Source organism: Streptomyces sp. (assembly GCF_036524955.1).
Classification (GTDB): domain Bacteria; phylum Actinomycetota; class Actinomycetes; order Streptomycetales; family Streptomycetaceae; genus Actinacidiphila.
Genome location: NZ_DATDBG010000221.1, coordinates 1 through 13,122 on the forward strand (window position 1 = coordinate 1; position 13,122 = coordinate 13,122).

At 72.0% G+C, this 13,122-nt stretch carries 11 protein-coding genes and 1 pseudogene; 10 read left to right on the forward strand and 2 right to left on the reverse strand.

The window, feature by feature from the left end; translation table 11 throughout:
- Positions 1 to 28 precede the first annotated feature (28 nt).
- On the reverse strand, positions 29 to 1,384 hold the full coding sequence (locus VIW71_RS17950) for a class I adenylate-forming enzyme family protein (RefSeq protein WP_331623350.1): 1,356 nt from the start codon (positions 1,382 to 1,384) through the stop codon (positions 29 to 31).
- A gap of 314 nt (positions 1,385 to 1,698) precedes the next feature.
- A complete protein-coding gene (locus VIW71_RS17955; RefSeq protein ID WP_331623351.1) occupies positions 1,699 to 2,037 on the reverse strand; it encodes an ArsR/SmtB family transcription factor in 339 nt (112 codons plus the stop codon).
- A 447-nt stretch (positions 2,038 to 2,484) separates the two neighbouring features.
- Between VIW71_RS17955 and VIW71_RS17960 the strand changes: the two genes are divergently transcribed.
- From VIW71_RS17960 to VIW71_RS18005, 10 genes and pseudogenes are all read left to right on the forward strand, one after another.
- The gene (locus VIW71_RS17960) at positions 2,485 to 3,243 is read left to right on the forward strand and encodes an SDR family NAD(P)-dependent oxidoreductase (protein ID WP_331623352.1); all 759 of its coding nucleotides are present in this window, start codon (positions 2,485 to 2,487) and stop codon (positions 3,241 to 3,243) included.
- On the forward strand, positions 3,237 to 3,509 hold the full coding sequence (locus VIW71_RS17965) for an acyl carrier protein (RefSeq protein WP_331623353.1): 273 nt from the start codon (positions 3,237 to 3,239) through the stop codon (positions 3,507 to 3,509). Before VIW71_RS17960 ends, VIW71_RS17965 begins: the two co-directional genes overlap by 7 nt.
- Position 3,510: 1 nt before the next feature.
- Positions 3,511 to 4,587 (forward strand): AvrD family protein, encoded by a 1,077-nt coding sequence (locus VIW71_RS17970; protein ID WP_331623354.1) that lies wholly within the window; start codon positions 3,511 to 3,513, stop codon positions 4,585 to 4,587.
- A gap of 26 nt (positions 4,588 to 4,613) precedes the next feature.
- Positions 4,614 to 5,330 (forward strand): AAA family ATPase, encoded by a 717-nt coding sequence (locus tag VIW71_RS17975; protein WP_331623355.1) that lies wholly within the window; start codon positions 4,614 to 4,616, stop codon positions 5,328 to 5,330.
- 183 nt (positions 5,331 to 5,513) lie between these two features.
- Positions 5,514 to 6,998, forward strand: coding sequence for an MFS transporter (locus tag VIW71_RS17980; protein WP_331623356.1), 1,485 nt, complete (start codon positions 5,514 to 5,516; stop codon positions 6,996 to 6,998).
- A gap of 57 nt (positions 6,999 to 7,055) precedes the next feature.
- Positions 7,056 to 7,526: an ester cyclase gene (locus VIW71_RS17985; RefSeq protein ID WP_331623357.1), complete on the forward strand. Its 471-nt coding sequence runs from the start codon at positions 7,056 to 7,058 to the stop codon at positions 7,524 to 7,526.
- 11 nt (positions 7,527 to 7,537) lie between these two features.
- On the forward strand, positions 7,538 to 8,443 hold the full coding sequence (locus VIW71_RS17990) for an FAD binding domain-containing protein (protein ID WP_331623358.1): 906 nt from the start codon (positions 7,538 to 7,540) through the stop codon (positions 8,441 to 8,443).
- Positions 8,440 to 9,015, forward strand: a complete 576-nt coding sequence (locus VIW71_RS17995) for a (2Fe-2S)-binding protein (RefSeq protein ID WP_331623359.1) — start codon at positions 8,440 to 8,442, stop codon at positions 9,013 to 9,015. The genes VIW71_RS17990 and VIW71_RS17995 overlap by 4 nt, the downstream gene beginning before the upstream one ends.
- 109 nt (positions 9,016 to 9,124) lie before the next feature.
- The gene (locus tag VIW71_RS18000) at positions 9,125 to 11,434 is read left to right on the forward strand and encodes a xanthine dehydrogenase family protein molybdopterin-binding subunit (RefSeq protein ID WP_331623360.1); all 2,310 of its coding nucleotides are present in this window, start codon (positions 9,125 to 9,127) and stop codon (positions 11,432 to 11,434) included.
- Positions 11,435 to 11,566: 132 nt separating this feature from the next.
- Positions 11,567 to 12,870: pseudogene (locus tag VIW71_RS18005) on the forward strand (XdhC family protein).
- Positions 12,871 to 13,122: the final 252 nt, after the last annotated feature.

Consider the following 13,122-nt stretch of genomic DNA (forward strand, 5'->3'; position numbering starts at 1 on the left):
GGGGCGACCGCCTGCCGCGCCGCGGGGCTCACACCAGGCTCCGCGACTTCTTGAAGCGGTCGTTGTGGTGGTCCGCCTCGGAGATCTCGATCACGGCGGGTACCTTGTACGGCTCCAGTCGGCGCCGGCAGTGCGCGCGCACCTCTCTGACGAACGCGGCCGGGTCGAACGCGCCGGCCTGGTCGGTCACCTTGACCACCGCCTTGACCACCATGCCGGTGACGTGGCTGGCCCGGCCGCTGACCGTGGCGTCGGCGATGGCCGGGAACTCCAGCAGCACGTTCTCCACCTCGCTGGGGTAGACCTTCTCGCCCGCGACGTTGATGATCTCGGACGAGCGGCCGAGGATGCGGACGTAGTCGCCGTCCGTCTCCACCGCGTCCTGGGTGTTGAAGAACCCCTCCTCGTCGAACGGAGCGGGGGCGTTGAGGTATCCGAGCATCGCCATCTCGGACCGGATCCACAGGATGCCGTCCCGGATCCGGTACTCGAACCCGGGGCCTCCCAGCTTGACCCACAGCGTGTCGTCGGCCTTCGACCGGGTCGGCAGGATGCCCAGTTCGGACAACCCGTAGGTCTGCTTGAGGCGGGCGTGCGGCAGCGCCTGCTTGATCCGCTGGAGCGTGCCCAGCGGCATCGGCTCCGTGCCGTAGGTGACCAGCTGAAGGCTGCTGAGGTCGTACTCCTCGGACACCCTGGAGATGAGGAGCATGTTCAGGAACGTCGGTGTGGTCGGCAGCACCTCCACCCGGTGGTCGGCAATGGCCCGGCACACGCTGCGCGGGCTGCGCTCCGGGACGGTCACCAGCGTGCCGCCCTGGCTCAGCGTGTGCAGCAGGGTGTTGATCCCGCCGATGTGGTCCAGGTTGAGGAACGCCAGGGTGCGCTTGGGGCGCGTCGGCTCTCCGTACCGGGCCAGCACGCGCGTGAAGTCGAGGACGGTCGCCTTGCTGCGTCCGGTGGTGCCGGAACTGAACAGCACCAGCCCCGGGGAGCCGGCTTCGCGCAGGCGCCGGTAGAGCTCGTGCCCGGCGGTGCGGCCGGTGCGCTCCGCGGTGCGGCCGCTGCCGTCCGCGCCGATCGTGATCACCACTTCCGCCTCGGCGATCTCGTGGAACTCCGCGCGCTTGGGCGCCGGCAGCGCGGTGAGCGGAACGACGACGGTGCCCCGTTCGACCAGTGCGAGCAGTCCGGCGCACGCCATCGGGGAACTGGCCCCCTCCAGGGTCACGACTTCGCCCCGGACCACTCCCTCCCGGTCGAGGAATTCGCGCCACTCGGCGACATCCGCCGTCAACCGGGCGTATGAGTACCGCATTCCGTTGAAAACGATGGCCTCGCTGTCTCCGAATGAATGCAGACGGTCGAGGAAAGAAAAACTCATTGCCCTCTCCGATCATCCTGACATCGCGATCACGCATCCGCCCCGGATGTTGGTCCGGCGACGTGAACCGGGCCGGTTGGGCAGCCCGCAATGGTTCGAGAAGCTAGCCGGTTCAAGTTGACATGAACCAATAACCCAGCGCCAAGGTGACCGGAATCACCTTGGCGCCGGGCTCACCGAGGACCGCTGGGCACGTGGGCGCGGACGGATGTCGGGCGGGTGAAGGGGCAGCGGGTGGGGGCGCGGTGAGCGGCGAGCGGTCCGCCGTCCCCTGCGGGACCGCCACCCGCACAGGGTGGGTCCTCCCGCGTCCGCTACGCCGGCTCGTCCCGCAGTACGAGGTCCAGAAGACCCGGGAAGCGCTCGTCGAACTCCTGCCGGCGCAGCCGGTTGACCCGCCGCGCCCCTTCGTCGCGCTGTTCGAGCACGCCGGCCTCGCGCAGCACGGCGAAGTGGTGGCTGAGCGCGGCCTTGCCCACCGGCACGTCGAAGGACCCGCAGGCACGCGACCAGTCCGTACTGCCGGCGAGATCCCGCACGATGGCCAGCCGCACCGGGTCCGCCAGTGCGGTGAGGGCGGTGATCAGCCGCACGTCCCGAGGGTGGACGTGCACGGCTCGGGTGCGCCCCGGGTGGGTTCGGGTGTTCGTCATCTGTCCTCCCGGCTTCCGTAGCGGCCCAGGGGTACGCGCCGCGCTTCTGCGGTGGGCCGGCCTTTACGCGGTGATGTTCACCTTCCATCGAACATAACAGGGAAACACCCGGGTGCCCGGAGGCATACCCGCCATCGGTGCGGTCGGGCCACACCGCACTGAACGGCGGGAGCGGCGGGAGCGCGCGCTGCCGCACGCCAAAGGAACCCGGGGGAACCAAAGGAACCCGAAGGGAATCGGCGGTGATCGACGGAGGATGCCGGAGAATGAAGGAGAATTCGGACACCCTCTTGCTTCAGGTGCACTTCAACTCGCTAGCCTCATGCCGAGCGCCGACCGGAAGAAATTGTCGCGCATTGCCGATCTCCCGCGGAATCATCGGATCAACGAATTGAGGAAGCACCGTCCGAGTATGTAACCGATACCGGAAGAAACCGGGAAACCGATATGACCGAAGATCAGGCGGATATGCCCCGGGACGGCCACGGCGTCGCCGTGGTCAGCGGAGGCAGCCGAAGCCTCGGCCGAGTCCTGGTGGAGCGGCTGCTCGCCGAGGGCTGGCGGGTGGCCACCTTCAGCCGAACGGGCAACGAGTTCATCGAGCAGACCGCGCTCAAGCACCCGGACACCTTCTACTGGGAGGCCGCCGACCTGGGCGATCCGCAGAACCTGCGTGACTTCTCCCGTTCCGTCGCCCGGCGGTTCGGCCGGGTGGACCTGCTGATCAACAACGCCGGAGTGCTCCACCAGGAACTGTTCCTGACCACCGCGGCGAAGCAGATCGAGACGCTGATCGGCAACAACCTGCTCGCGCCGATCGTGCTGACCCAGGCCTGCGCCCGGTTGATGGTCCGCGGCGGTGGCGGCGTGGTCGTCAACATCTCGTCCATCAACGCCATCCGCGGTTACCGGGGCGTGGCGGTCTACGCGGCGGCCAAGGCAGGCATGGACAGCCTGGCCCGCGGCCTGGCCCGGGAGCTGGGTGCCTTCAACATCAGGGTCAACTCGGTCGTCCCCGGCTTCTTCGAGAGCGACATGACCGCGAACGTCACCGCGGTGAACCGGGAGCGGATCCAGCACCGGACTCCGCTGGGCCGGCTGGGAACGGCGGAGGAGATCGCCGACGCGGTCCTCTTCCTCGCCTCGCCCCGTGCCGGTTTCGTCACCGGGCAGTCACTGGTCATCGACGGAGGAATCACATGCTGACGGAGAAGGACACAACGGACCTGATCGTCCGTGAGATCAGGTCGCTACTGCTGGACCAGGACGGCGAGTCCGGCAGCATCTCGCTGGACGACGCCCTGGGCTCGGTCGGACTGAACTCCCTGATGCTGGCCCAGTTGCTGATCCAACTGGAGGAGGAACTGGGAGTCGACCCGTTCGGGGAGGACCTGTCCATCGCGGACATGCGCTCGGTCGGCGACCTGGTGAGCGCCTACCAGCGGGCGATCACGACCGCGGCGGCGGCCTGAGATGACGGCCACCGGACAGCAGTTGCTGCTGAGCTCCATCGACGACTACCTGGGGCCGGGCGAGACGAGGTTCTTCTCACGCGGCTACCAGCGCGCCCAGTACGGCGTGCGCGACGTCCGGGTGAACCCGGCCCTGTCCGAAGGGGTCTGCGTCACCGCCACGGCCGACATCAGCTACCCCGCCGACTGGTCGAGGAAGCGTTCCGGCGTGGACCTGGCGCCCCACCTGAGCACCGTCGACGTCCTGGTGCTCGGAGTCCAGCTGGCCGAGTCCCACCTGGTGCGCGCCCACCGGCTCGACGCCGCCGGCCAGCGCGCCATGCGTCTGCGCAAGGTCTCCCTGCGGGCCGGCAACGCCCCGCAGGAGGAGCTGGCAGACCTGCCGCTGAGCGCCGCCCTGGTCCGCAGCGAGCCTGACCGGGAGGCGGAGGGCGGCAACCGCTCGGTGTACGACTGCGCGGTCGGCGGCCTGCGGGTGCGCTGCGAGATCGAGCACCCGACGGCCCGCGGCACCGCGGTGGACATCCAGGACATCCATGCTCCTGGCGCCCGGGTACACGACTCGCTGGCGGACGTGCTCGGAGCGGCCGAGTCCCGTTTCTACGGCGAGGGCTTCAAGCGGCGCCGGCACACCATCCACGACGTGCGCGTCGACGTCGGGGCGCTGACGGCCGAGGCCGACGCCCGGTTCACCGACGAGGCCGGGAGCCCGGTGCCGGCCGAGGGCATCGAGGGCACCGCCCAGCCGGCGATCTCCCTGGTCGACGCGTTCGTGGTCAACCTCCAGCTGGCCCAGGTGCTGATGTACGAACTGGACTCGCTCACCCGGGAGAGCAGCAACACCCTCTGGATGATGCAGACGGTGCTGGAGGCCCCCCGCGGCCGCCGGACGCTGCGGGAGCCCGGCGAGCCCCTGCGCACGCAGACCGGCGTCACCGGACACCGGCTGCTGCGCCTGCGCGGCGGTGCGTGGCGCAGTGTCGACCTGCGCGGCGCACTGGCGGGCATCACGATGCGCGCCGCTTTCGCACATGAACTGCCCGAGGACGCGGCGGCCGCCGCTCTTCGGTCCGCATGAGACAGACGACAACAAGGAGGCGACCCATGCGACTTTCCATCTCCGGCACCTACTCCGCCGGCAAGACCTTCACCACGATGGCCCTCTCGCACCACACCGGCATACCGCGGTCCCCCGCCAAGACCATCCGCGAGATCATGCCGGACGCGGTCCCCGGCAAGGCACTGACCGAGGTGACACCGGCCGAGTACGTCCAGCTGGCGGTGCGCCGGCACGTCGGCCGGGCGGTGAACGAGGGTCTGCTCGGCGACAGCTTCATCGCCGACGGCTCCTCGCTCCAGGAGTGGACCTACGCCGCGGCGCGCGTCGAGTTCGGCATGGACCCGGGCGCGCACACGGACGGGCCGCCGCCGGTGAAGACGCCGGAGATGGCCTTCTTCGAGGACGTCGTCGCGCAGCTCGGGCACGCCTTCCGGCAGCACGTCAAGGAGTCGTTCGACGGCTTCGTCCACCTGCGCAACGAGTTCACGCTCGGCGCGGACGGCCACCGCCCGATGAACGAGGGCTTCCGCGCCGCCTGCGACACCATGCTGCTGAAGGCGCTGGACGACCTGGCCATCCCCTACATCCAGATCGGCGGTTCGGTTCCCGAACGCCTGACGGCGATCGTCGAGCGGTTCGACCTGCCGGTGGTGCGCTCGATCGACGAGGCGACAGCCCTCGCCGAGGCCGACTACGCGAAGGTCGACTGGCGGCTGGAGAAGGTGCGGCAGCAGAGCGCGGCCGCGGCCGCGGCCGCCTGACCACCGCCCCGGCACCAGATCCGCACGGCACCGAATCCCCCCTGCGGTGTCCGCACGGAACGGCCCGAAGAGCCCGGCCGGGACTTGAAGTGTTCGACGCAACACGTACACTCGGTGTTTGATTCCCATCAAACACATTGACTCCCGGCCGGAGCGGACCCGGCAGAAAGCGGTGTTCTTTCCATGTCTACGCCAGAAAAGACCGAGGCGGCAGGCCGCTCGCCGGTCCCGGCCCAGCCTCCCGCAGCGGCGGACGGCGCGCCCGCGCCGTACGCGAAGCGCTGGCTCATGCTGCCGGTGCTGCTCGCCGCGATGTTCATGGCGCAGTTCGACCTGTACGTGGTCAACGTCGCGGCGCCGTCGCTCGAACGCGACATCCACGCGAGCCAGGCGGCGCTGGAACTCATCGTGGCCGGCTACGGCTTCACCTACGCCAGTGGTCTGATCACCGGTGGCCGGCTGGGCGACCTGCTCGGCTCCCGGCTCATGTTCCTGGGCGGGACGCTGGCCTTCTCCATCGCCTCACTGCTGTGCGGGCTCGCCCAGAACCCGGGCCAGCTGGTCGTCGCGCGGCTGCTCCAGGGCCTCACCGGCGCCGCCATGGTGCCGCAGGTGCTGGCCATGATCACGGCGGTCTTCCCGGCGACCGAGCGGGCGCGTGCGCTGGCCTGGTTCGGTGTGGTCATCGGCGTCGGCGCCGTGGCCGGCCAGGTGCTCGGCGGCGTCCTGCTCCAGTGGGACGTCCTCGGCCTGGGCTGGCGGGTGATCTTCCTGGTCAACGTGCCCATCGGCCTGGCGGCACTTGCCTTCGCACTGCGCCTGCTGCCGCACCGGGCCTCGCCCGCACGCCCCCGGCTCGACCCGGTCGGCGCGGTCGGCGTCTCCGCGGCCCTGGCCCTGGTCCTGGCGCCGCTGGTGCTGGGCCGTGCCGAGCACTGGCCGGTGTGGACGTGGATCTGCCTGATCGCCGCGGTCCCGGTCATGGTGCTCGTGCTGCGCTACGAAAGCGCACTGGCCGGGCGCGGCGGCCAGCCGATGCTCGACCTGTCCCTGTTCCGCAACGCCGTCTTCGTCCGGGGCCTGGTGGTGTGCCTGGGCACCTTCTGCTCCTTCTTCAGCCTGATGTTCGCCCTGACCCTGGTTCTGCAGTCGGGCCTGGGGCTGTCCCCGCTCGAGGCCGGCTTCACCTTCGCCCCGCTCGGCGTGGCCTTCGCCGCGGCCTCGATCACGTCCCCGCGCGTCGTCGGACGGTTCGGCGCCCGCCTGGTGACCACCGGCACCGCGATCGCCGCAGTGGGCATGCTGGCCCTTCTCGTCGTCGTACAACTCGCCGGCGGCGACACCAGCGCAGCCCTGCTGATCGGCCCCATGGTCGTGATCGGCGCGGGCAACGGCCTGGCGGTTCCCGCACTCACCGGCGTCGTCCTGGCCGGCGCACGGACCGTCAACGCCGGCGCCGCCGCCGGCGTACTCACCACCACCCAGCAGTTCTCCAGCGCGGCCGGCGTGGCCGGCATCGGCACCGTCTTCTTCGCGGCCCTGGGCGCCGGGCACGGCGTGTCCGACTTCGCCTCCGCCCTGACCTGGGTCGCCTCGGTCGACTCCGCCCTGGCCCTGCTGTCCTGCGGAGCGAGCGCCCTGCTCGCCCGCCGACTACGTACCGCCTGACGCGTCGGCCGGGCCGCCGGCCCCCCTGCGCAGGCGCCGACACGGACAAGGAGTCCCATGGACACCGCGAACACGCAGATCGTCGTACCGACCGGAAGTTCCCTGGAAGCCCGCAAGCAGCGGATCGCGCTGCTCTTCGAGGAGATCATCACCAACAACCGGCTGGAGCTGGCCGACGAGATCTTCGCGGACGACTTCTACTGGCCGCAGTTCGACCTGCGCGGCCCGGAGGGCGTACGCACCTGGGTCAGGGCCTTCCGCACCGCGTTCCCCGACATCAGCGACATGGTCCAGGAACAGACCGCGGAGGGCGACCTGGTGGTGACCCGGGTCGAGTGCATCGCCACCCAACTGGGCCCGTTCCGGGGGCTGCCGCCGAGCGGTCGCAAGGCCACCTTCACCGCGATCGGCATCGACCGGTTCCGCGGCGACAAGGTGATCGAGCGTTCCGCCCACTTCGACATCGTCGACCTGATGCGGCAGCTCGGCCACACCGAACTCGTCGTCCCTGCGGTCAGCAAGCCCTGAGGAGGGCACCGATGAGGCCCGTTCGCTTCGCGTACGCCCGGCCGCGCACCGCCGAGGAGGCTGTCGCCGAACTCCAGCGGCACGGCCCGCAGGCACGGGTGGTGGCCGGCGGCCAGAGCCTGCTCCCGTTGATGTACCAGCGGCGGGAGCGGCCCACCGCTCTGGTGGACCTCGGCACGGTGGAGGGGCTGCGGTCGCTCCACCGGGACGGTGACGCCCTGCGCGTCGGTGCGATGACCACGCACCGGGCGATCGAGACGGCGGCCGGGTCCGAGGTGCACGGATTCCGGGTGCTGCCGGAGACGGCCCGGCTGATCGCGCACCTGCCGGTACGGGTCCGGGGCACCTTCGGCGGCAGCCTGGCGCACGCCGACCCCCTGGCCGAGTGGTGCCTGCTCGCGACCCTGCTCGACGCGGAGGTCACGGCGCTCGGACCGGCCGGCGTGCGTACCGTCCCGGTCACCGAGTTCCTGCTCGGGGACGGGCGTACCGCCCTGGGCTGGGACGAGATCCTGGTCGAGGTGCGGTTGCCCCGGCCCGCCCCCAGCGCCGCGCTGGTCGAGTTCGGCTGGCAGGAGGGCAGCCTCCCCGTGGTCGCCGCCGCGACCGAGGTGGAGCTGGCCCCTGACGGCTCCGTGGCCGCCGTCCGCGTCGCGGTGTCCGGGGTGGCCGACCGCCCGGTTCTGCTGCCCGGTGCGGAAAAAGTGCTGGTCGGCGCCGGGTCCGGGGAGCAGGCGCTCGCAGCGGCCGCCCGCAGCCTCGCGGACGCCCTCGACCCGCCCGGCGACGCGTGGGCCGGCGGGGCGTACCGGCGGGAGCTGGCCGCCACCATGATCCTCAGGTCCCTGCGCGCATCCGTCACCCGGGCCGGCCTGTCCGCCCCGGCCAGGACGACCCTTCAGGAGGCATCCCGATGAGCACCCAGCCGGAAACCGAGACCATGCCCGTACGGCTCACCGTCAACGGTCAGGAGCACACCGTTGCCGCCTCCCCGTGGCAGAACCTCGCCGACCTGCTCCGCCACTCGCTGGACCTGACCGGCACCACCGTCGGCTGCGGCCTGGGCACCTGCGGGAGCTGCACGGTACTGGTGGACGGCGACCCCGTCCGCGCCTGCGTGATGCTCGCCGTACAGGCGGACGGCAGCGTGGTCGAGACCGTCGAGTCGCTGGCACCGGACGGCAAACTGAACGTGCTCCAGCAGGCGTTCCGCGAGAAGGGGGCACTGCAGTGCGGCTTCTGCACCCCCGGGTTCCTGATGCTCGGCACGGAACTGCTGCGCCGCGCGCCCGAAGCGGACGAGCAGGAAATCCGCGAGTGCCTCTCGGCCAACCTGTGCCGCTGCACCGGCTACGGCGGAATGGTCGAAGCCGTCGCCTCCGCCATGTCGGTCGGCCTGCGCCGGCTCGGGACCACGTCGTCCAGGACCGCCGCCGCGGAGGAGCCGGCCGGAGCGCCCTCGGACGCGCGTGAGGGAGAGAGCGCATGAGCGCCCCGGGCCGACCCCTGTGCCACCGCGGCCGTCCCGGGACACGCCCCCACCCGGACCGTGCGGCCACCACCCCGCCGAAGAGGGCCGCAGAAGGGATGGTCCCGCGATGAGCGGTATCGGTGCCTCGGTCCTCCGGCTGGAGGACGAACGGCTGCTGCGCGGGCGCGGCAGGTTCCACGACGACACGGTGCGGCCGGGCCAGCTCTGGCTCCGCGTGGTGCGGTCCCCCCTCGCGCACGCGCGCATCGTGAACGTGGACACCTCGGCCGCCGAGCGGATGCCCGGCGTGGTCAGTGTCATCACCGCGAGCGACCTGCCGGGCAGCCCGCGCATCCCGGTCCGCCAGCCGCACCCCGGCATCGACTTCACCCCGTACCTGCAGCCCCCGCTGGCCACCGGCTTCGTCCGGTACGCGGGCGAACCGGTCGCCGCCGTACTCGCCGAGGACCCCTACCTGGCCGAGGACGCGGCGGACCTGGTGGAACTCGAACTCGAAGAACTGCCGGTGGTGCTCGACGCCCGCGCCGCGGCCGGCTCCCGGCTGGCCAGCAGGCCCGAGGCACCGGCCGAGGTGGGCGTGGTCGAGTTCGGCTACGGCGACGTGGACGCGGTGTTCGCCACCGCCGCGCACGTCGTCTCCGCCGACCTGTCCGTGGGCCGGCACAGCGGGACCCCGCTGGAACCGCGCGGCCTGGTGGCCGAGTACGACGACCGCACCGAGCGGCTGACCGTCTGGGGCGCCACCAAGGTCCCCTACTTCAACCGCCGGGTGCTGGCCGGGATGCTCGACCTGCCGGAGCACCGGATCCACATGCTGGAGTCCGACGCGGGCGGCTCCTTCGGGATCAGGGGCGAGTTCTACCCCGAGGACGTGCTGGTCCCGCTGCTGTGCCTGCGCACGGGGCGGCCGGTGAAGTGGTCCGAGGACCGGACCGAGCACATGGTCGCCGCCAACCACGCCCGCGAACAGCAGCACGTCATCGAGCTGGCGTTCGACGAAGACGGCCGGCTGCTCGCCCTGCGGGACGAGGGGTGGCTCGACAACGGCGGGTACGTGCGCACCCACGGCGCGGTGGTCGCCGCGCTCACCTCCGCGATGTTCTCCGGCCCGTACCGGCTGCCCGCCTGCCGCAGCCGCATCCACATCGTCACCACCAACAAGACGCCCATCGGCACCTACCGGGCCCCTGGCCGCTTCCAGCACAACTTCGTCCGTGAACACGTCATGGACCTGGCGGCGGACCAGCTCGGCATCGACCCGGTCGAGCTGCGCCGCCGCAACCTGCCGGACCGCACCGAGATGCCGTTGCGGCGCCCCATGCAGATCTTCGGCGCACCCATGCTGCTCGACGGCTCGGACCACCTCGCCCACTTCGACAAGTCCCGTGCCGAGTTCGACTACGCGTCGTGGCGCGAGGAAGCGCGGGCAGCGCGGGAGGCCGGGCGGCTGGTGGGCGCCGGCTGCGCGGTCATCCTGGAGAAGGCCGGGCTCGGCCACGACAGCGCGGTCGTCGACGTCGGCGTCACCGGAGCGGTCCGGGTGGCCATGGGCGGCGCCAGCTCGGGCCAGGGCATCGAGACGGTGATGGCGCAGATCGTCGCGGCGGAGTTCGACGTCCCGGCCGACACCGTCAAGGTGGTGCTCTCCGACACCGACATCCTCCCGGACGGGGCGGGCAGTTTCGCCAGCCGCTCGACCGTGGTGGGCGGAACCGCCGCCAAACTCGCAGCGGAGGCGGTCGTCGCCAAGGCCCGCAGGGTCGCGGCGGCCATGCTCGGCGTCGAACCGGGCGAACTGGTCGTCCGCAGGGGCGAACTGGTCGTCGAGGGGCGCCCGGACCTGCGTGCGCCACTGGGGCGGATCGCGGCCGCGTGCTTCACCCCCCAGCACGTCCGCGCTGGGGAGGAGCCCGGACTGATCGGCCGCGGCACCTACGTCGCCGACGGCATGACCTACCCGTACGGCGCGCACTACGCGCTGGCCGAGGTGGACCCGGGCACCGGCCGGGTCCGGCTGCTGCGCTACGCGGTCAGCTACGAGATCGGCAAGTCCGTCAACCCCCGCATGGTGCACGGCCAGCTGTACGGCGGCGCGGTGCAGGGCATCGGCGGAGCACTGCTGGAGGAGTTCCGCTACGACGAGCGCGGCATCCCGCTGTCCACCACCTTCCATGAGTACCGATGGCCGCGCCTGTCCGATCTGCCGGACATCCAGATCGCGATCTACGAGGACTCCCCCTCTCCGGGCAACCCGCTCGGGGTGCGCGGAGCCGGCGAGGGCGGCACCGCCGGGGCGGGGGCCGCGGTCGCCAACGCGGTCCGGGACGCCCTGCGGCTGCGCGGTACCGTCGGCGCGTTGCCGCTGCACCCGGACCGGGTGCTCGGCCTGCTGCGCGACGCCGACCGGCACGCGTGACCGGGCCGCCGGGCGCCCCCACCGCCCGGCGGCCTCTCCCCCGACGTCCGGCTCCCCCACGTCCGTCGCACGTCCCGATCACCGATCACCGATCACCAGGGACACGTCTCACCAGGGAAGGGGACGTACGCCATGCTCGACATCTCCTCGCAGGTGGCCGGGATGCACGCGGCCGGCCGCCCGTACGCCGTCGCCACCGTGGTCCGCGTCTCCGGGAGCGCGCCGCGCGAGCCCGGAGCCGCCCTGGCCGTGGACATCGACGGCGAGGCCGTGGGCAGCGTTTCCGGGGGGTGCGTCGAAGGAGCCGTCTACGAGCTGTGCCAGGAGGCGATCTCCTCGGGCCGGCCGGTCGTCGAACGGTTCGGCTACAGCGACGAGGACGCGTTCGCGGTCGGCCTGACCTGCGGGGGCTCACTCGACGTCCTGGTCCAGCCGGTGCGGCCCGGACAGGACCCCGGCTGGGACGAAGCGCTCTCCCTGATGGCCGGCGGCAGGCCGGTCGCCCTCGCCCGGATCGTCTCCGGACCGGCCGACCTGCTCGGTGCCGTGCTCACGGTCACTCCGGACACCCACGTCGGCACCCTGACGTCGGCCGGGGCGGCCCCGTCGACCGGGACGGCCGGGGCGGCCCCGTCGACCGGGGTGGCCGGGACGGCCGGGACGCAGGCCCTGGAACGGGCCGCGGTCGCCGGGGCCCGGGCGCTGCTCGGACTCGGCCGGACCGGGAGCATCACCTTCGGCCCCGACGGACGGCCCTGCCCACCGGAGGGGCGGGGGGCGATCGAGCTGTTCGTCGAGTCGTACGCGCCCCCGCCGCGCATGCTGGTCTTCGGCGCCATCGACTTCGCCGGCGCGGTGGCCCGGATCGGCCGCTTCCTCGGCTACCGCGTGACCGTGTGCGACGCCAGGCCGGTCTTCGCCACGGCCCGGCGCTTCCCCGAGGCGGACGAGGTGGTGGTCGACTGGCCGCACCGCTATCTGGAGTCGCAGGCCGGCGACCTCGACGGCCGTACGGTCGTCTGCGTCCTCACCCACGACGCCAAGTTCGACGTGCCGCTGCTGGAGCGGGCGCTGCGGATGACGCTGGGCTACGTCGGCGCGATGGTTCGCGCCGCACACACCTGACCCGGCTCGCCAGGCTGCGCGACATCGGCCTCACCGAGGCCGAACTGGCCGGGCTCCGCTCCCCGATCGGCCTCGACCTGGGCGCCCGCACCCCCGAGGAGACGGCCGTGGCGGTGGCGGCCGAAATCGTCGCGTGGCGGCGTGGCGGCGGCTGCCTGCCCCTGTCGGCCGGCTCCGGCCCCATCCACCACGACCTCACCCCGCCGCCCCACCCCGTGCCGCCGGCCGTCATCCCCACCACCGGAACCACTCACCGCACACCGGCGGGCGTCCTGGTCGGCCTCCCGGAGGAGCGCACCGCCACCGTCTGACGCGTGTGCGTGACGGGGGCGTCCGGGGGACGCAACCCGCGGCAAGCGCAACCGCAAGCCCCGGCGGCCCCGGCCGGCCGCGGCCAAGCCGGCGCGCCCGCCAGGCCGAGCGTCCCACGCACGGTTCATGGCCGACCGGTCTTCGGGGGACACCCGAGGCGCGGCAGCTTCGACCAGGCGGAGCCGGCGAACCTCCAGGAGTTCAACGCCGGAAGGTCGCGGCAGTGGCTCGGTCACCGGCTCATCCTGGCA

What these genes read in the sequence shown, in the direction of transcription:
- VIW71_RS17955 (WP_331623351.1), bottom strand. Translation starts at nt 2,037, where the DNA reads ATGACGAACACCCGAACCCACCCGGGGCGCACCCGAGCCGTGCACGTC.
- VIW71_RS18000 (WP_331623360.1), top strand. Translation starts at nt 9,125, where the DNA reads ATGAGCGGTATCGGTGCCTCGGTCCTCCGGCTGGAGGACGAACGGCTG.
- VIW71_RS17970 (WP_331623354.1), top strand. Translation starts at nt 3,511, where the DNA reads ATGACGGCCACCGGACAGCAGTTGCTGCTGAGCTCCATCGACGACTAC.
- VIW71_RS17960 (WP_331623352.1), top strand. Translation starts at nt 2,485, where the DNA reads ATGACCGAAGATCAGGCGGATATGCCCCGGGACGGCCACGGCGTCGCC.
- VIW71_RS17965 (WP_331623353.1), top strand. Translation starts at nt 3,237, where the DNA reads ATGCTGACGGAGAAGGACACAACGGACCTGATCGTCCGTGAGATCAGG.
- VIW71_RS17985 (WP_331623357.1), top strand. Translation starts at nt 7,056, where the DNA reads ATGGACACCGCGAACACGCAGATCGTCGTACCGACCGGAAGTTCCCTG.
- VIW71_RS17995 (WP_331623359.1), top strand. Translation starts at nt 8,440, where the DNA reads ATGAGCACCCAGCCGGAAACCGAGACCATGCCCGTACGGCTCACCGTC.
- VIW71_RS17990 (WP_331623358.1), top strand. Translation starts at nt 7,538, where the DNA reads ATGAGGCCCGTTCGCTTCGCGTACGCCCGGCCGCGCACCGCCGAGGAG.
- VIW71_RS17950 (WP_331623350.1), bottom strand. Translation starts at nt 1,384, where the DNA reads ATGAGTTTTTCTTTCCTCGACCGTCTGCATTCATTCGGAGACAGCGAG.
- VIW71_RS17980 (WP_331623356.1), top strand. Translation starts at nt 5,514, where the DNA reads ATGTCTACGCCAGAAAAGACCGAGGCGGCAGGCCGCTCGCCGGTCCCG.
- VIW71_RS17975 (WP_331623355.1), top strand. Translation starts at nt 4,614, where the DNA reads ATGCGACTTTCCATCTCCGGCACCTACTCCGCCGGCAAGACCTTCACC.